Raw genomic sequence first — 18,024 nt, forward strand, 5'->3', positions numbered from 1 at the left:
ACTTACATCAGCGCCTTCGCAGCCCATGCCTCCCGGGCCGCCTTCGAACTCTCCTCCCCCAAGAGCATCTCACCACACGCGCTCAGCCAACCGGCCCGCCGCGCTCCACCTGAAAAAGGTGCCCGTCGTCCAGGCGCACCGCGCTCAGCGCACGACCCCACACACACCCGGTGTCCAGCGCCAGCACGCGCGGCGTCTTCATATACCCCAGCGCCGACCAGTGGCCGCAGATCACCCGCACGCCACCGGGCTCCGGCCCATCGATCGCCCACCGCGCCGGCTCCACATCAAACCAGGCGTGCTGCCCCTCACCGATCGCCTCATAAGTCGACTTATAGTCGAACTCCAGGCGCCCATCGGCCTCCAGAACCCGCATCCGCGTCATGATGTTGATCGCCACTCGCAGCCGCTCCCACCCTTCAAGCTCATCGCGCCATCGCCGCGGCTCATTGCCATACATCGCCTCAAAGAGCTCCCGGTAATCCGGCCCCCGCAACGCCAGCTCCACCTCCCGGGCCACCCCCTCGGCCTGCGCTGCGCTCCACCCCGGCCATAACCCGGCATGCACCACCAGATTCGTGCCCTCTCGCACCACCAGCGGTCGCTGCCGCATCCACGCCATCAACTCCCCCACATCCTCCGCTTCCAGCACATCCCCAAACGTATCTTTGCCTCGCCGCTCCCGCCCCGCGTAGTACACCGCCAGCATATGCAGGTCGTGGTTCCCCAGCACCACCTCGGCCGACTCCCCCAGCCCCTTCACAAATCGAATCACCCCCAGAGAATCCGGCCCCCCGTTTACCAGATCGCCCACAAACACCACACGATCTCGCCACCGACAAAAATCCGCGCGCTGCAGCACCGCCTCCAACTCTTCCAGGCAGCCATGCACGTCTCCCACCACAATCGTCGACATCTCTTCGCTCCGCGCTTCGTCGGGAGAATCGCTCACCATCGCCGCCCTTCCGGGCCCACACCTCGCGGCGCTTTCACCGCCTCGATCCCGACCGCCTCACCCAACTTCCCTTGTCCGCCCCGCCGCGGTGGTGCTACCACTTGATGCGTCTTTCACGCACAATTTTTGCACCGCCACCTCGACGGGAGAACGCTATGAAAGCCGCAAACCACATCCTGGAAGTCATCGGTAACACGCCGCTGGTCAAGAGCCACACCATCGCCAGACATGTCAAGCCAGACATCTTCCTGAAGCTGGAGTACCTCAACCCGGGCTCCAGCGTGAAGGATCGTCCCGCCCTTCAAATCATCGAAGATGCCGAAGCCGCCGGTGAACTCCGCCCCGGTGGCACCATCGTCGAGGCCACCAGCGGAAACACCGGCATGGGCCTGGCCATGGCCGCCGCCATCAAGGGCTACAAATGCATCTTCGTCATGCCCGACAAGATGAGCGAAGAAAAAATCAAAACCCTGCGTGCCTTCGGCGCCCGCGTCGTCGTCTGCCCCACCGCCGTCGAGCCCGACGACCCCCGCTCCTACTACTCCGTCGCCATCCGGCTGGCACAGGAGACCCCCGGCGCCTTCCACGCCAACCAGTACCACAACCCCTCCAACCCCAGAGCCCATTACCTCAAAACCGGACCCGAAATCTGGGAGCAAACCGAAGGTAACATCGACGTCTTCGTCGCCACCATGGGCACCGGCGGCACCATCAGCGGCACCGCCAAATACCTCAAAGAACAAAACCCCGACATCAAAGTCGTCGGCGTCGACCCCATCGGCTCCATCTACTACGACTACTTCAAAACCGGCAAAATGACCGAGGCCCACTCCTACCTCGTCGAGGGCTTTGGCGAAGATATCATCCCCTCCACCATGGACTTCGACTGGCTCGACGACGTCGTCCGCGTCACCGACAAAGAATGCTTCATCACCACCCGACGACTCGTCCGCGAAGAAGGCGTCTTCGCCGGCGGCTCCTCCGGAGGCTGCCTGGCCGGCGCCGTTAAATACGCCGAGCGCATGGATCGCCACGCCAACATCGTCACCATCATGTGCGACACCGCCGGGCGCTACCTCACCAAAATCTTTGACGATGAGTGGATGCGCGAAAACGGCTTCCTCGACGATGACACCGGCGTGGGCACCGTCGCCGACATGCTCGGCGGCTCCGAGCAAACCGTCTACACCACCGAAAAAGGCGCGTCGGTGGCCGAAGTCGTCGGCCTGATGAAAACCCACGGCATCAGCCAGCTCCCCGTCGTCGACGGCGAGCGCATCGCCGGCATCGTCAGTGAATCCGACGTCCTTAATCACCTCTTGAGCGACGGCGGAAAGGGCGATGACCCCATCGACGCCCTGGTCAAAACCGACTTCGCCGTCGTCGAACCCACCAACCGTGTCAGCCTTATCGGGCAGTTTTTCCGCCAGAATAAGGTTGTCTTGGTCCTCGACGGCAAGAAGCTGGTCGGTATCATCACCAAAATTGATTTTATCGACTACGTTAGCCGTCAGATCTGAGACGACCGACGACTTTTCCTTCAGGGGACTCCACCATGGCTGCTCGCACCTCGTTCTGGACCCGGCACACCTTCATCGCGCTGGCCGCCCTGCTCGCCACCTCGGCGCTAAGCAGCGCCGCGCTCCCATCGCCGGCCCAGGCCCAATCCCGGGAGCGACGCCCCCAGCGCCGCGTCCAGCTCACCCTGGTGGTGGAGTCCCCTCAAATCGAAGCCGAAACCGATCGCGACAAGCAACAACGCGCCCGGCGCCTCCTGGCCCAGGAGGCCGCCGAGCGCATCCTCACTCGCCTGCAGACCATCGGCGTCAAAGATCCCCGCGTGCACGTCACCAGCACCAACCACATCCAGGTCACCGCCCACGGCGTGAGCTCCCCGGATGTGGTCCGCGGCGCCCTCCTGGCACCCGGGCACATGGAACTGCGTCCGGTCCTCCCCGCCAGCCCCCACTGGAGCTCGCTCCCCATGGCCTTGCCCGACGGGATCGAACTTCGCCAGAACCCCGGCGCTCTCGGTCCCGATCAAGTCCACCTCTGGAGCGCTGATTTCGCCACCCTCCATCGCTTCACTCGCCGACTGGCCCTGGCCGACATCCTCGTCCAGGTCTTCCCCGATCGCCAGGGCTGGCGAACCTATGACCTGGGCGCTCCCCTCGCCACCGAATCCTCCATCTCCTCGGTCGAGCTCCGCGCCAGCCCCTCCGGCATCCCCTTCGTCCAGGTCGAACTCCAGCCCGACGCCGCCAGCAAAGCCACCGCCGCTTCCAACGCCCCCGGCGCCACCCTGGCACTGGTCCTCGACGGCGAAATCGTCAGCCTGATTCACCGCGTCCCCTCTCAAGTCCTTGAGATCCCCTGCCCCGACCACCTGCGCTCCCATCAATCCCGACAGGCCTGGGCCGCTCAGGTCGCCGGACGCCTGGCCACCCCCATCCCTGTGCGCATCGCTGAACTTACGGAGGAATAATGTCGTCTCGATTCTTGCCCGAAGCCATCCGCGGCGCCTGGTTCTATGTCCCCGAAGACTATGACCTGACCCGCCCGCATGAGCGCACCCGCATGCAGCTGGTCTTTCGCATCGATGGCTCCTTCACACGCTACCAGATCAAAAACGACTCCCGTCGCCCCGTCGAAAACGGCGACTACACCTACGACGGCAACTTCCTGATCCTGCGCGGCCGCAACACTGACACCTTCCGCGTCAAACAACAGGGCTACTGGCGATGGGACCTCGAGGGTAAAAAGAAAGAGCAACGCCTTCTCCGGGCCCTGGTTGACCTTGACGCCCCCCTCCCTCTCAGCGACGCCGCCAGCCGAGACATCCGCATCCTCCCCCTCTGGGTCAAAATTCACCGCCGCTTCCAGGGCCCGGACACCATCTTCGAGGCTCACTACTCCCCCGACGACCAGGACCCGCAACTCGTCGCAACCTTCTTCATCGAAGAGCTCGACGAGAAGCGCTGGATCGGGATCACTCCCCTGGTCACCGGAATCGAACCCCGCACCTGGGAACGCATCATCCAGGACTGCCTTCTCGACCTCTTCCTGGGCAAACCCTCCGACATCGGCGTCGTCACCCTGCGTCTCCTCGACTCCGGAGAGGCCCGCGTCTTCAATTACAAGACATCATCTTAACTTTCCCCCCCAGAGCTCTCTGGAAATACTCGCCCGAGCGGGGTATAAGCGTGGCTCCTAATCCTATCGAGCATACGCTTCTGACGCCTCCCCCTGACCCGGGGATTCGCGTACTTTCCCGACGCTTCGGGGGGAATGATGTCTACCCTGGTCGACTACTTTATTCCGCAGCAGCTCTCCCGAGAGGGCTTCCAGCGCCGCCAGGCCCGCGTGGCCATCCTCGCGGTCTTTGCCCTGCTGGGATGGGGGCCCATCGCCTCCACTCTCTACTACTTTGGCGGCTCCCCCCCCGCCATGTGGGCCGTCGTCGCCGCGACAATCACCTCCCTGCTCACGCCCTTCCTCCTCAAGTGGACCGGCAGCCTCCACCTGGCTGGCAACTTCCTGATCCTCACCCTCTACGCGCTCTTCGTCTGGCTCAGCATGCTCTTCGGCGGCCTGGAAGCGCCCCCGGTGACCTGGATCTTACTGATGCCCCTCTTCGCGATGCTCTTCCTAAACGCGCGAAGCGCACTGGTCTGGATGGGCGTGGCCCTGGCCACCTGGTCCACCCTGATCCTTACCCAGCTCCTCGACATCACCCTGCCCTTTGCCAGCACCTTTAACCCCTCCCTCCAGATCGCCCACCGCGCCGTAGGCGTCATCGGGTTGAGCTGCACCGTCTTCGCGGTCATGCTCCTCAAAGACCACATCCAACGCTGGCTGGTTGCCACCGTCGAAGAAACCGCCGCCGAAGCCCGCGCCGTACTTCAAACCGCCCCCGACGGCATCCTGACCCTGGATCTGGACGGGCGCGTCCTCAACGCAAACGACGCTGCCGGGCGCCTCTTCGGCCACACTCGCGAAGAGCTCAAACACCGCTCCATCGACGAACTCATCGTCTCACTCGACGCCACTCATGTGCGCAACGCCCCCCTCGGAAACAACGAAGAACACAGCGCGCTCGACGCCCACAACCGCGTCTTCCCGGCCGAAATCGCCTACGGCTCCCTTCAGAGCACCGGTCGACAGGGTGTGGTCCTGATCCTGCGCGACATCACCGAACGCAAAGAAGCCGACCAGGCCCTGCGCGACGCCCGAGACCTGGCCATCGACGCCAACCTCGCCAAGAGCACCTTCCTGGCAAACATGAGCCACGAACTTCGCACCCCGCTTAATGCCGTCATCGGTTACTCCGAAATGATCATGGAAGAGATCCAGCTCATGGGTTCCGAAGACGCCCTCTCCGACCGCGAGCGCGTCGAGGCCTTCATCCCTGACCTGCGCCGCATACGTACCGCCGGCAAACACCTGCTCATGCTCATCAGCGACATCCTCGACCTCTCCAAAATCGAGGCCGGCAAAATGACCACTCACCCCGAGACCTTCAACACCGCCGCCCTCCTCACCGAGATCTGCGATACCGCGCGCCCCCTGGCCGCAAAAAACCTCAACACCCTGCACGCTGACTTCCCCGACGACCTCGGCACCATGCATTCCGACCCCACACGGGTGCGACAGATCCTCTTCAACTTGCTGAGCAACGCCTCAAAATTCACCCACGAAGGCCACATCTACCTGCGCGCCACCCGCTGCGACGACAACCGCCACATTCGCTTCGAGGTCAAAGACACCGGCATCGGCATGGACGCCGAACAGCTCCACCGGGTCTTTGACCCCTTCACCCAGGCCGACACCTCCACCACCCGAAAATTCGGCGGCACCGGCCTGGGACTCACCATCACCCGACACTTCTGTGAACTCCTCGGCGGAGACATCGTCATGACCTCCGCCCCCGGTGAAGGCACGCAGGTCAGCGTCCGACTGGCCCTCGACCTCACCCCCTCCCCGAACCTCGCCACCCACAACCTCCCCGCATAATCACGGCCATCAGCGTTTGGCGCGGCGATGCCCCCCCCAAAGAACCGCCTCACAGGGGATGGGCATCGCCTCCCCCGCCCGACACCCACACATCTGATGCACCGACGGCGCTCCCCACGCCACAGCCCTCGCGTAGAGCGAGTCCAAAGGCGCATCATTCCTCCCCCCCCTGCCACCCGCCCCCGTAGCAGTTCCTTCCCCCCGTCCCCCAGAGCCCGGCGCGCTCTATACCCCCACACAAAAAAACTCGCCGAGGCCTTCTACAACACCGGCCCGGCGAGCGATTCACACCCCCGGTGCAAAGCCCCTGGAGGGGGCGAGCACCGGGTGAGGGGGAGGCGACTCAGCTCGGGTCGAGCATGCGTCCCATAAAGAGCAGCGTACCGGTTCCCTGGTCATACACCGCGTAATAGAAGGGACGATCAAAGCGCACGCTCGCCGGCTCCGCGGGCACCGAGGTTTCGGTATCCATGATCACCGCCGTCGCCGCAGCCGCTTCGGTCCCCTTCTCATCCACGCTCACAAAACTCTTATGCAAGATCTCCGAGATGTAGAGCGACTCTCCCTGAATGCAGGGATCCGCACCGGTCATGCCTCCGAAGTCCGCCGCGCAGAAGTCGAACGCATCTTCCATCCCCAGCGCCTTCAACGTCTCGACCAACGCGTAGTCCCCCTCGCTCTCAAAGCGGGGCAACGTCACCTCGACCTCCTGCGATCCCCGAACCCCCTGCGCGATCACATCGAACGACTCCCGGGTCATCCCTTCCTCCCATGCCCCAAAGTCCGCCTCGGCATCAGCAGGCATCCACACGATCATCGACGCTTCTTCCCCCACATAGGGAAGCGACGCCGCCACCGTCGTGTCATCCTCATAATACCCGAACTCGGCCTGCTGCTTCATCATCGGCACCTGCACCTCGCTGCCGTCGAGCAGCGTAAACGCCGCATCGTTGGTCTGCGACTCGTCAAACGCCTGGAGCCAGCTGCCATAAAAGTAGATCGCGTTGACCAACACCATCCGCGTATCGCTGCTGAGCACCCCGGACGGCAGCAGATCCTGAATGCGCTCCTCGGTCTGCGTCTCCACCCACTCGTTGATCTCCTGACGAATGTCTTCGGCTGCCGTCACAAAGTCGACCACCCGCATATCCGCGCCGTAGTGCAACGCCAGCAGGTCCAGAAAGTCCGACTCAAAGTGAAACCCCTGCTGCCCCCAGGTCTGGTTAATCACCTGGAGCACCAGCGGCTCTCCACCCTGCTCCTCCGCCGGCTCATACGTCGCGCGGCTGGCCAACTCCTGATCCAGATAATTGAACGCCGGGTGCAACGCCTCATCCGGGAGCGTGAAGCGCAACGCCTCAGCCATCTGCGCCTTGGTCGCCTCCTCGGCCCCCCCGTAGGTCATCGCCAGCGCGATCGAAATCGAGTGCGGCGACACAAAGATGTTTTCATCGGGCTCCCCCTCCTCGCGCAACTGCCCGAAGAGGTTGAACGCGAAGTCCCGGTTGTCGGCAGCGAGCTGCTCTTGAACCGAAGCATCGACCTCGGGTGCGATGATCCGGCTGAGATCGCTGCGCACCACATCCCCAGGCCCCTGAGGCTCCGGATTGGTATTGGGATACTCGTCGGCCTGCGTCGCGCAGGCCGCCAGGCTCAGGGTCAACGCTGCGCTCAAAAGATGGCGGGGAAGAGTTCGAAACATAAGAGTTCCTCATCGTTAGGGCGCCTCCATGGCGCGTGTTTAGGTGTGTCACAGCCGTCATTTGCAACCCTTATGCCAGAGCAAAAAAAGCGCCCTGAAGGGCGCTTTCATCCACCAAAAGAACGCGTTTCACAACATCACGCTCATGGATCTCCAACACGATCGCCACCTCATGTCAGAATTCTGAGGGCGTTTCCCTTCAAAATTGCGCGCCTCGCCGAGCATCCATTGTCACCTCCTGCACCGCTCCGCCAACCGGCACGCGATGCGGGGTGTGCACGATCTTCTATGGGTCACGCACCTGCCCCACTGCCCCACTGCCTCGCCGGCGCCCTCTTCCCACTCTGCCGGGCGAATCGTCATCTGCATAAAAGGAACCTCCAGACTCCCGGTGTCATCAAGGCTCCCCTCAACGACGTGCTCCCCATCGACATCGTCGATGCGCACCGCCGCGCCCGCCTCCCCCTCCCACCCACCGTCCAGGCCACGTTGTAGTAGCGACGCTTGCTGGTGCGTCGCCACCACACATCATCCACCGCAGCGCCTCCCTCATAGATCGGATCAATCATTGGCTCGCAACACGTCGTGTCGCTCTCACCCGCAATCCACGACAACGTCGACGGACCTGGGGGGACACGCTTCCCCCCGCGATCAACGCCACTTACTCCCTCCCTCCTCCGCCACTCGCCGCCTCAATCACGCACTCACCGACATCCCCGTTTCTCTAAGCCTCCCCGAAAACCATGTCGCCCGAGAGCTTTCACCGGCCCACTGACCTGAATCTCTTGGCCAACACGACATTCACCCCGCTCCCCCACTTAAAAACCATGTCGGCCAGGGTTTTCCACAGACCAGCTGCCTCAGATCTCATGGTCGACACGGTTTTCCACACGCTCGCTCACTCCAAAATCATGTCGGCCAGGGTTTTCCACAGACCAGCTGCCTCAGATCTCATGGTCGACACGGTTTTCCACACGCTCGCTCACTCCAAAATCATGTCGAGCAGGGTTTTCCACAGACCAGCTGCTTCAGACCTCCTCTCCAACACGACCTTCCCCCCACGCCCTCACGCTAGCGTCCCGCCGATCACGGCATGGCGCTCGCCACTGCCCTCGCCAGCCAGCCCGTGCAGGGTTCCCTCGCTGCCCATCGATCACCAGCCCATCCACCGCCCTGCTCCCTCACGCTCCCGCTCCTCAACCGCTGCTAGCCAGCCCTCCGGCCTTTGACTCCGGCGCGCGCAGGCCTCATGGTGCCGCCGAGTCCTCCCGACCTCCCTCCTCACACCCCAGGCCCCTCCCCCGTGTCCAACTCCCCCTTCGATCAAAACGCCCCCCGACACTCCGACGATCCTTCCCGGCTCGCCACCCTCCCTTCACCGCCCTTCTCCTCCCTGGGCTTGGACGCCGCCTGGCTCGAAACCCTCGACCAGCTCGGCTACCACCAGATGACCGCTATTCAGGCCGCAACCCTCCCTCAGACCCTGCGCGGCGCCGACATCATCGGCCTGGGCAGCACCGGCACCGGCAAGACCGCTGCCTTTGGTCTGGCCCTCCTGGCCACGATCACCCCGGCCAGCCCCCTCCCCGGTGCCCTCGTCATCTGCCCCACCCGCGAGCTCGCCGGCCAGGTCGCCGACGAACTTCGCCGACTGGCCCGCGCGCTCCCCAACACGCAGATCCTTACGGTGGCCGGCGGCTCTCCATTCTCCAGCCAGCGCCGCGCCCTGGAACACGGCGTTGATGTCGTGGTCGGCACCCCGGGACGCCTCCTCGATCACCTCCAGCGCCAGACCCTCGACCTCTCCCAGATCAAGACCCTGGTCTTCGATGAAGCCGACCGCCTCCTCGATATGGGTTTTCTCGACGACGTCGCCAGCATCGCTCAGGCCTGCCCCCGCAAACGTCAGACCCTGCTCTTCTCCGCCACCTTCCCCGAAGCCATCCGCGAGCTAAGCTCACGCTTTCAACACCAGCCCCGACAGATCTCCGTGCTCGGCCAGGCCGAGGCCCCCGACATCGAACAGATCCTCATCGAGCTCGAACACACCGACCGCCTCGACGCCCTCCAGGGCGCACTGGAACGCTGGCGCCCCGCCTCATCGGTCATCTTCTGCAATCAGCGCGACACCTGCCAGACCGTGGTCGCTCGCCTGCAAGCCGCCGGCTACAGCGCCGAAGCCCTCCACGGTGGCATGGAACAACGCGACCGCGACGCCACGCTCCTGCGCCTGTCCAACACCAGCCTGCGACACCTGGTCGCCACCAACGTCGCCGCCCGGGGCATCGATATCGACGCGCTTGATGCCGTCATCAACTTCGAACTCCCCCGCGAACTCGAGTCCTTTACCCACCGCGTGGGCCGCACCGGCCGCGCCGGCGAAAAAGGCCTGGCCATCACCCTGGTCGGCCCCAAAGACACCAAGAAACAACGCCTGCTTGCTGACCAGCTCGCCGGCGCTCGCCACATCCCCGCTCCCCGGCCCTCACCTGCGGCCCCCCCTCCCGAACCCGCCCCCATGAAAACCATCGCCATCAAAGGCGGCCGCAAAGACAAGCTGCGCGCCGGCGATATCGTCGGCGCTCTCACCCGAGACTTCGGCATCCACGGCGACGCCATCGGACGAATCCACATCCAGGACCGCATCGCCTTTGTCGCCCTCCAACGAGAACTCGCTGGCGACGCCCTCCGCGCGATTCAAAACGGCCAGATCAAGGGCCGGCGCTTCCGCGCATTCATGCTCCAATAACCCCCTCGGGCCACACCTCGCCACCCTGACATCGCGCGCCCGGGCCGCGGCTCTCCTGACCGGAGCCGCGGCTCTCCGCCCCCAAAAGCTCCACCCCGGCCCCCCGAGCACGCGTTCAAAACACCGTGACTTCCCCGGCCATCGCCCCGACCACCTGCCCCTCCACCAGCGCCTGCGCCACACACTCCCCAAGCATCGTATCGAAGCGAGTCGCCTGCACCACCAGATCGACCCGCTGACCGGGACGCACCTCTCTCACAAAGTGCGCGCCCAGCACCTTGGTGGCCCGCACCTGCAGCGCCGCGGCCTCCCCGGGGAGCTCCGCGCGCAGCATCAGCCCGTAGAGACACAGCCCCACCTGCCCCATCATCTCCACCAGAAGCACCCCGGGCAGCACCGGATCACCGGGGAAATGCCCGTCGAGCCCCACGTGCTCCTCGGTAATCAGACGACGTCCCACCGCCAGACGTCGCTCCAGATCCACCCCCACCAGCTCATCGACCAGAAGCATCGAGCCCCGGTGAGGCAAGAGCCCCTCCACTGCCCCCCGCTCCCCAGACCCGACGCCGGCCACGCCTGTCGGCCAGGCAGCCGCATCCAACAAGGGCTTGCGCCGCAGGCGACGCAGCACCTTCTCCACGCCCCCGGAACTCAAATCAAAGGTCTCTTCTCCCATCACCACCTCCTCATCCCCCCCGGGACACCTCCTCCCCAACCACAGCTCACCCCGTAATCAAAAAGAAAGCGGCCCCTCAGGGGCCGCCTCCTCTCACACACTCAAGCCGCGCCCACCAGCCCCAGCGGTTTGGCGATCACGTCTTCGATGATGTTGGACGCCTCATCAATATCTTCCGCGGTGAGCTGCGCCGACACCGAAATCCGGAAGCGACGGCTATGCGACTCCACCGCCGGGAAGTCGATCGGCTGCAGGTAGAGCCCCCGCTCCTGAGCCGCCATCGCCAGCTCAATGAGCTGCTGCCCCGACGACCCCACAATGATCGGAATCACCTGAGAGGTCGACTCGCCAAGGTCCAGCCCCATCGCTCCCAGGTTGCTGCGGAAGTGGCGCACGTTGGCCCACAGCTTCTCGCGCAGCGTATTGTCCCGAGTCGCCACCTCCAGGCTCTTGCGCATCGCGGCCACAATCGCCGGCGGCAACGCACACGAAAACTGGAACGACGCCGCGTAGCACTTCAAATAGCGAATGATCGACTCCTCGCCGCACACAAAGCCCCCCACACCACCAAAGGCCTTGCTCAGTGTGCCAAAATGGACCCCGATACGATCCTCCACACCGAAGTGCTCCCCGAGCCCCCGACCACTCTCGCCATACACCAGCGAGGAGTGCGCCTCGTCCAGGTACAGCGGCACATCATGCGCGTCGCATACGTCGAGCAACGCCGGCAGATCCGCGGTGTCCCCGTCCATTGAGTACACGCCCTCCACCACCACCAGACGCCGCTTGCCCTGGTAGCGGGACAACGTCTCGTCGAGCGAGGCCGCATCGTTATGCGCAAAGCTCACCATCTTCGCACCCGAGAGCGTCGCGCCGTCCACCACGCTGCGATGGCACTTGCTGTCGATCACCAGCACGTCGCCCTTCTGCATCAGCCCCTGAATCGCGCCCAGGTTACCCCCGTAACCACTGGAGAAGAGCATGCACGCATCCTGCCCCTTAAACGCCGCCAGCTCCTCCGAGAGCTTCACGTGCTGATCAAAGGTCCCCGAGAGCATCGCCGCCCCCGACGCACCCACCCCGTAATGCATCAGCGCCTGCGCCGCCGCCTGAACCACCTCCGGATGGGTCGAGAGCCCCAGATAGTTGTACGACGTCAGGTTGATCACCGGACGACGCTCCCCCAGGTGCCCACCACTGAGCTCCGTGCGCGGACGCGGGCTCTTATGCAGCGGCTGCTCAAAGAAGCTCATCGCCAGACCCACCCGCGGATCCTGAATCCAGGTATCGAAATCCCCGGGGGGGCTGAGCACCGCCTCGCTGTCGTTGTAGGTAAAGTCAGCCAGGCTAAACTTCAAAATATCTTCAGGCTTCATAAGAGCTCCCGCGGCGCCAGAAGCGCGCACGATGACCGTCCCTCTTCCGGGCCGGCCGATACGTCTTTAAAAAAGGTTCTACACCCTTGAGGCAACTCCCCCCCCGACGAGCCTTGCCTCACTCCACATGTTCCAGAAACTTCGCCGCCAGCTGGTCGATCGTCTCGATCTCCGCCAGGTCCGAGCGGGGCACCCGAATCTTCAGCTCGCGCATCGTCGCGCTCACCACTTCAATCATATCCAGGCTGTTGGCGCCGTAGTCCCGCATCGACGTCTCCGGCGACACCGTCGAGATGTCGATGTCGTCCAGGTTATCTTCAAGGTGCTTGAGAATGATCGCGATAATGTCGTCTTTGCTCATGACGTCTACTCCTCTTAACTCGTGGTTTCTTAACTGATTTATATGATGCAGGTGTTACGCTGAGGTCTTCGCGACCTTCCAGCGCTCAAAGCGCCGCATCATGTTGTCTTCAAAGGCCATGGCTCGATCCAGGGTGATGACCTGGCTCTGCATCGCGTCAAAAAGTCCGCTGCACATCGCCAGCACCGCCTCCCCGCACTCCTCAGGGCTCAGCAGATCCGAGCGCTTAATGCCCTCCCCTTCCAAAAAGGTCCAGAACTCCTCGCCGAACATCGCCTCAAAGCTCTCGGTCGCGACCATACCAAAGCGCAGCACGTTGACCCGAGTGCCCTCCTCCCGCAGATGCGACCCCATATAGCGCGCAAACACCTCGAGCACGCTCTTGGACGCCGCCACAAAGTCATACCCCGGGTAAGAGCGATCGGCTCCGTCGCTGGAGATGCCCAACACATAGGCCGGATAGCGACCAAAGCGCTTATGAATCGCCTCCACATGACTCACCAGCGGCCAGGTGCTGTACTCCAGGCTCTTAAAGAGCGAGCGCTTCTTGTAGCTCGCCAGCGTGGGCGTTCGCGCCGCAAAGGCCACGTTGCTCACGAAGAAATCCACCCCTTCGTGAGACTCGCCAATGGCGTCCATCAGCGCCTCGATGTCCTCGTCATTGGCCACGTCTGCCCCCACCAACAGGGGGCGCGGAGCACCCACGGCCTCAAAGCGCTCAAAGAGCTCGGCCTCATCGGCCGAACCCCAGCGGTAGGTGAGCACACACCGGGCGCCCGCTTCTCCGAGTTTCAGCGCGCTTCCCAGGCCAATCCCCTTGGTGCCACCGGTAATCAGGGCCACCTTGCCGCTCAGATCGATCGAAATCACAACCACTCCTCAACGCCCGCAGGCGTTGTCCGTCTTCATAAAAAGCGCGCTCCCCACAGGAGCGCCGCCTGAATCTCAGGGGGCCACGTCGAGCCCGCCACTGACATGCAGCGTCGCGCCATTGATAAAACCCGAACTCCGCTGGCTCAAAAACCACACGGCCTCGGCAACCTCCTCGGCGCTGCCCACCCGGCCCACCGGACAATGCTCCTGCCAGTGCGCCTGAACCCGCGCATCCAGCTCCCGGGTCATTTCCGTCGCGATCAGCCCGGGCACCACCACGTTGGCCGTGATGCCGCGGGGGCCGTACTCCTTCGCCAGGCTTTTGGTCAAGGCGACAAGTCCCGCTTTGCTCGCTGCGTAATTGGCCTGACCGCTGGCGCCCTCCTGAGCGATCGAGGAGACATTGACGATGCGACCGTAGCGCTGCCCCATAAAGTGCATCAACGCCGCACGTGCAACATAAAAGGGCCCGCTCAGGTTGGTATCAAGCACCTCCTGCCAGGCCTCATCGCTCATCATCGCCAGCGCCTGATTGCGCATCACCCCGGCGTTGTTCACCACCACATCCAGGCCGTTGAGCGCGTCGATCACCTCATAGAGCGCGTCTTCAACCTGAGCACTCTCGCGAACATCGAGCTTCAGCGCCTTGATACACCCGCCGCCTTCCAGCGCTTCGAGCTCGGCCACCGCGTTGTCGGCAGCCTCATCGTTCGCCCGGTAGGTCAGCGCCAGCGACCAGCCCTCGCGGGCCATACGCCGGGCCATGGCCAGGCCCAATCCCCGGGTACCTCCGGTGATCAACACACGTTGGGGGGAATGCATCACTCACCTCCTTTAGGGCCACACGAATCCACGCCGCGATGAAGCATCTGACCTTCCTTCGGCCAGAAGCGCTTGCGCTCATACACGCGAAGCCCGGGCTGTGCCACCGCGCCGCGACGGGCCTGCTCCGGCGCCGACTCCAGCACCACATGGGCGTTCGTCCCGCCAAACCCAAAGCCACTGAGCCCGGCGCGCAACGCCTGCCCATGCTGCCCTTCCCAGCTCCGGGCGGAGTCGACCACTTCCAGCGCACTGCCGACCAATTCACTGGCCGCGCTCGGACGCTCAAAGTTCAGATGCGGCACCAGCGTCTTCTGAGAGAGCATCAGCGCCACCTTGATCAACCCGGCCATGCCCGCGGCGGCCTCCAGATGCCCCACGTTGGTCTTCACCGAGCCCAGCGCCACCTTCGACGCCTCTTCCGCCCGTCCGACCCCGAAGACCTTCTGCAGGCTCTGCGCCTCGATCGCATCACCCAGCTCCGTGCCGGTCCCGTGAGCCTCCACGTAATCGACCGCGCCGCGTTCCAGACCGGCGTCCGCCCAGGCCTCTTCGATCACCGCCTGTTGCGAGCGTCCGTTAGGCGCGGTCAGTCCGTTGGTCTGACCGTCTTGATTGACCGCCGTGCCCCGAACCACCGCCCAGATGCGATCGCCAGCGGCCAACGCGTCTTCAAGACGCTTGACCACAACCACCCCGCACCCTTCCCCACGCACATATCCGTTGGCCCCTTCGTCAAAGGTCTTGCAGAGCCCCTCCGGAGAGAGCATCCCGGCCTGCGAGAAGGCCACCGACACCTGCGGGTCCAGGATCGCATTGACCCCGCCCACCACTGCCTGATCGCAACGGCCCGCCCGCAGGTTCAAGACCGCCTGGTCCAGCGCCACCAGACTCGAGGAGCAGGCCGTATCGACCACCTGACTCGGCCCCCGCAAATCCCAGGCGTAGGAGAGGCGATTGGCCGTGATGCTGGCCGACAGACCGGTGCCGGCACGCACCGCCGCCCCCTGATAGAGGCGCGCAAAATCGCTGCCGCTCTGCCCGATAAACACCCCGGTGCGACTTCTCGCCAGGCGCTCGGCGCTGAGCCCCGCATCTTCGAGCGCATGCCAGGCCACCTCCATCACCAGCCGCTGCTGTGGGTCCATCGCCCGGGCCTCCCGCGGCGAAATCCCGAAGAAAGACGCGTCAAAGTGGTCAAGGCCCTCAACAAACCCGCCCCGGGCACTGACCATCACGTCGTATCCCGGCGCGCTCGACTCCAGATAGTCCTCTTTGCGCCATCGCCAGCCGGGCACCTCGCTGATTCCGCACTCACCACCGTGCAGCATCTGCCAGAAGGCCTCCACACCCTCGGCCTTCGGGAAGCGACAGGCCATCCCCACAATCGCCACCGCCCCTTCCAACGCATCTGCCTCCCGGCGCGCGCCACGCGTCTCAGACGCTTCGCCCGCGGGCGCAGGAGGCCCCTCACCCGCCCCTTCCACATGACGAGCCAGCTCGGCAATCGTCGGAAAATCATAAAGCGTGGTCGCCGAGAGGGTCACACCAAAGCGCTCCTCCAACTCACCGACCAGTCCCACGGCCTCGGCCGAGCCGAGCCCGTAGTTGGCAAAGGGCGCGCGCAGGCTCACCGCCGCAGGAGCCACACCGGCCTCCTGAGCCACGCGATCCCGCAACCACAACGCCACATCACCCACGGGTTTCGCCGGCTTCAGCGCCTCGACTGCGCGATCGCTCGGCGTCGCCGAGCCGCTGCCTGCATCGCCAACCTCCGCGCCCCGTTGAGCGCTGGCGATGACGTCCAGCGTACCGTGCTCATACGCGTTACGAGTGGCCCGGCGCTGGATCTTGCCACTGGACGTCTTCTCGATCGTGCGGGCTTTGATCAGCACCACATCAAAGGGGTTTACCTCATGCCCCTTCACCAGCGCCCGACGCACCGACGCGATGATCTCATCGGCACGATCGACGGCCCCCTTATCAATCTCGTGCACGACCACCAGGCGTTCTTCACCCTCGGTGCTCAGCGCAAAGGCCGCGCCACAACCGGCACGCAGCCCCGGATCCACACCTTCGACGGTCGCCTCCAGATCCTGGGGGTAATGGTTCACCCCACGGATCACCACCAGGTCTTTTAGACGGCCGGTTACCACCAGCTCCCCGTCTTTCAGCGCGCCCAGGTCACCGGTACGCAGGTACGCCTGCTCCTCACCCCGAAGACGCGCCCCAAACACCTCCTGATTCACCTCCGGCCGCTCCCAATACCCGCGGGCAACGCTACCGCCGGCGAGCCAGATTTCGCCGACCTGACCATCCTCGCAGGCTTGGAGGGTGTCGGGGTTGACGATCTTCACTTCGAAGTCGCCCACCGGCTGACCGCAGCTCGGCCACATCACCCCCTCGATCTCCACCTCCACCGGCTCGACCATCCGCTCCGGCGTAGACACCAGCAGCCCGACCTCGGCCAGACCGTACGAGGGCGAAAAGGCAGCGCGCTGGAAGCCCGCCGGAGCGAAGTAGTCGGCAAAGCGCTCGACCGTGCTCATGCGCACCGGTTCCGCGCCGTTGCACGCCACCTCCCAGCACGAGAGATCCAGCCCCTGGAGCACCTCCTCAGAGACCCGACGCACGCAGAGATCAAAGGCAAAGTTCGGCGCCGCTGACAGCGTGCCCCGGTACTTCGAGAAGGCCTCCAGCCAGCGCTGGGGCTTTTTGAGAAAGTCCAGCGGCGACATCACCACACTGGTGCAGCCTTTATAGACCGGCAGGATCACACCCCCGATCAAGCCCATGTCGTGATAGAGCGGCAGCCAGCTCACGATCACATCATCGGCCGCCGCCTGATACCCGATCTCAATGAGCGCTTCGTTCTTAAGCAGGGTGCGGTGGTCGAGCATCACCCCCTTGGGGTTGCCCGTCGACCCGGAGGTGTACTGCAAAAAGGCCAGGGTCTCGGCATCGATGGTCGGCGGCTGCCAGCGGGCCGCCAACTCGTCGTCGATCACGTCGGTGGCCACCCAGCGCAGCGTCGCGAGCCCGGGCGATTCCATCGCGAGAAACTCGGCCATCTGGGCAATCGGTTCCGTGGTCAACGCGACGGTCGCCCGCGCGTCGTCGACGATCGCCTGAAGTCGGGGCAGCGTGCGTTGCAGGCGCGTGGGATCCGGCGGATACGCCGGCACCGCGATCACTCCGGCGTAGAGGCAGCCAAAGAAGGCCGCGATATAATCCAGCGAGGGCGGATACAGGATCAACGCGCGCTCCCCGGGCGCCATCGTCTCCTGCAAATGCGCCCCAATGGCGCGCGCGCGCCGGTCCAGGTCGGCAAAACTCAGCCGCCCACCTTCGCGCTCCCCATCTTCCAGAAAAATATAGGCGATCTTATCGCCCTGCGACGCCACGCGCTCACGCAACGTGTCGACCAGAGTGTTGGAACGGTCCTGCTTTGACACATCAACTCCTTGAAAATCGCGCCGGGACTCGGGGGGACACAG

14 protein-coding genes are annotated in these 18,024 nt (G+C 64.2%); 6 read left to right on the plus strand and 8 right to left on the minus strand.

Features of this window, described 5'->3' with window-relative positions:
• Nucleotides 1-82: 82 nt before the first annotated feature.
• Nucleotides 83-955 (minus strand): symmetrical bis(5'-nucleosyl)-tetraphosphatase, encoded by an 873-nt coding sequence (locus DL240_RS11360; RefSeq protein WP_199589797.1) that lies wholly within the window; start codon nt 953-955, stop codon nt 83-85.
• Nucleotides 956-1,110: 155 nt separating this feature from the next.
• Between DL240_RS11360 and DL240_RS11365 the strand changes: the two genes are divergently transcribed.
• From DL240_RS11365 to DL240_RS11380, 4 genes are all read left to right on the plus strand, one after another.
• Nucleotides 1,111-2,475 carry a cystathionine beta-synthase gene (locus DL240_RS11365; protein ID WP_111730011.1) on the plus strand — a complete coding sequence of 455 codons (1,365 nt, stop codon included), beginning with the start codon at nt 1,111-1,113 and terminating at the stop codon, nt 2,473-2,475.
• A 35-nt stretch (nt 2,476-2,510) separates the two neighbouring features.
• Nucleotides 2,511-3,440 (plus strand): hypothetical protein, encoded by a 930-nt coding sequence (locus DL240_RS11370; protein ID WP_111730012.1) that lies wholly within the window; start codon nt 2,511-2,513, stop codon nt 3,438-3,440.
• Nucleotides 3,440-4,108, plus strand: a complete 669-nt coding sequence (locus DL240_RS11375; protein ID WP_111730013.1) for a hypothetical protein — start codon at nt 3,440-3,442, stop codon at nt 4,106-4,108. Before DL240_RS11370 ends, DL240_RS11375 begins: the two co-directional genes overlap by 1 nt.
• A 138-nt stretch (nt 4,109-4,246) precedes the next feature.
• Nucleotides 4,247-5,968 (plus strand): sensor histidine kinase, encoded by a 1,722-nt coding sequence (locus DL240_RS11380; RefSeq protein ID WP_158542501.1) that lies wholly within the window; start codon nt 4,247-4,249, stop codon nt 5,966-5,968.
• Between the two features lie 343 nt (nt 5,969-6,311).
• Here DL240_RS11380 and DL240_RS11385 read toward each other — a convergent pair whose 3' ends face one another.
• A complete protein-coding gene (locus tag DL240_RS11385; protein ID WP_111730015.1) occupies nt 6,312-7,670 on the minus strand; it encodes a serpin family protein in 1,359 nt (452 codons plus the stop codon).
• A 288-nt stretch (nt 7,671-7,958) separates the two neighbouring features.
• Here DL240_RS11385 and DL240_RS19635 point away from each other — a divergent pair, with 288 nt between their 5' ends.
• Together DL240_RS19635 and dbpA are read left to right on the plus strand one after the other, a co-directional pair.
• Nucleotides 7,959-8,165, plus strand: a complete 207-nt coding sequence (locus DL240_RS19635) for a hypothetical protein (RefSeq protein ID WP_146618254.1) — start codon at nt 7,959-7,961, stop codon at nt 8,163-8,165.
• An 898-nt stretch (nt 8,166-9,063) separates the two neighbouring features.
• Complete coding sequence (dbpA, locus tag DL240_RS11395; protein ID WP_347342256.1) at nt 9,064-10,419, plus strand: ATP-dependent RNA helicase DbpA; 1,356 nt, start codon at nt 9,064-9,066, stop codon at nt 10,417-10,419.
• 115 nt (nt 10,420-10,534) lie between these two features.
• Here dbpA and DL240_RS20730 read toward each other — a convergent pair whose 3' ends face one another.
• From DL240_RS20730 to DL240_RS11425, 6 genes are all read right to left on the minus strand, one after another.
• On the minus strand, nt 10,535-11,095 hold the full coding sequence (locus tag DL240_RS20730) for a 3-hydroxyacyl-ACP dehydratase FabZ family protein (protein WP_111730018.1): 561 nt from the start codon (nt 11,093-11,095) through the stop codon (nt 10,535-10,537).
• Nucleotides 11,096-11,196: 101 nt separating this feature from the next.
• Entirely contained in the window at nt 11,197-12,471 is a 1,275-nt protein-coding gene (locus DL240_RS11405; protein ID WP_111730019.1) for an aminotransferase class I/II-fold pyridoxal phosphate-dependent enzyme, read from the minus strand.
• A 118-nt stretch (nt 12,472-12,589) separates the two neighbouring features.
• Nucleotides 12,590-12,832: a phosphopantetheine-binding protein gene (locus DL240_RS11410; protein ID WP_111730020.1), complete on the minus strand. Its 243-nt coding sequence runs from the start codon at nt 12,830-12,832 to the stop codon at nt 12,590-12,592.
• 54 nt (nt 12,833-12,886) lie between these two features.
• Complete coding sequence (locus DL240_RS11415; protein ID WP_158542502.1) at nt 12,887-13,702, minus strand: SDR family oxidoreductase; 816 nt, start codon at nt 13,700-13,702, stop codon at nt 12,887-12,889.
• A 75-nt stretch (nt 13,703-13,777) separates the two neighbouring features.
• The gene (gene fabG / locus DL240_RS11420; RefSeq protein WP_111730022.1) at nt 13,778-14,527 is read right to left on the minus strand and encodes a 3-oxoacyl-ACP reductase FabG; all 750 of its coding nucleotides are present in this window, start codon (nt 14,525-14,527) and stop codon (nt 13,778-13,780) included.
• A complete protein-coding gene (locus DL240_RS11425) occupies nt 14,527-17,982 on the minus strand; it encodes a beta-ketoacyl synthase N-terminal-like domain-containing protein (RefSeq protein WP_146618255.1) in 3,456 nt (1,151 codons plus the stop codon). The genes fabG and DL240_RS11425 overlap by 1 nt, the downstream gene beginning before the upstream one ends.
• Nucleotides 17,983-18,024 lie beyond the last annotated feature (42 nt).

Origin of the sequence: Lujinxingia litoralis (assembly GCF_003260125.1) — a bacterium.
GTDB lineage: Bacteria > Myxococcota_A > Bradymonadia > Bradymonadales > Bradymonadaceae > Lujinxingia > Lujinxingia litoralis.

Excerpts from the sequence above, each read along its gene's own strand:
- DL240_RS11360 (WP_199589797.1), bottom strand. The coding sequence starts at position 955 with ATGGTGAGCGATTCTCCCGACGAAGCGCGGAGCGAAGAGATGTCGACG.
- DL240_RS11375 (WP_111730013.1), top strand. The coding sequence starts at position 3,440 with ATGTCGTCTCGATTCTTGCCCGAAGCCATCCGCGGCGCCTGGTTCTAT.
- DL240_RS11410 (WP_111730020.1), bottom strand. The coding sequence starts at position 12,832 with ATGAGCAAAGACGACATTATCGCGATCATTCTCAAGCACCTTGAAGAT.
- DL240_RS11385 (WP_111730015.1), bottom strand. The coding sequence starts at position 7,670 with ATGTTTCGAACTCTTCCCCGCCATCTTTTGAGCGCAGCGTTGACCCTG.
- fabG (WP_111730022.1), bottom strand. The coding sequence starts at position 14,527 with ATGCATTCCCCCCAACGTGTGTTGATCACCGGAGGTACCCGGGGATTG.
- DL240_RS19635 (WP_146618254.1), top strand. The coding sequence starts at position 7,959 with ATGGGTCACGCACCTGCCCCACTGCCCCACTGCCTCGCCGGCGCCCTC.
- DL240_RS11365 (WP_111730011.1), top strand. The coding sequence starts at position 1,111 with ATGAAAGCCGCAAACCACATCCTGGAAGTCATCGGTAACACGCCGCTG.
- DL240_RS11380 (WP_158542501.1), top strand. The coding sequence starts at position 4,247 with ATGTCTACCCTGGTCGACTACTTTATTCCGCAGCAGCTCTCCCGAGAG.
- DL240_RS11405 (WP_111730019.1), bottom strand. The coding sequence starts at position 12,471 with ATGAAGCCTGAAGATATTTTGAAGTTTAGCCTGGCTGACTTTACCTAC.
- DL240_RS20730 (WP_111730018.1), bottom strand. The coding sequence starts at position 11,095 with ATGGGAGAAGAGACCTTTGATTTGAGTTCCGGGGGCGTGGAGAAGGTG.
- DL240_RS11370 (WP_111730012.1), top strand. The coding sequence starts at position 2,511 with ATGGCTGCTCGCACCTCGTTCTGGACCCGGCACACCTTCATCGCGCTG.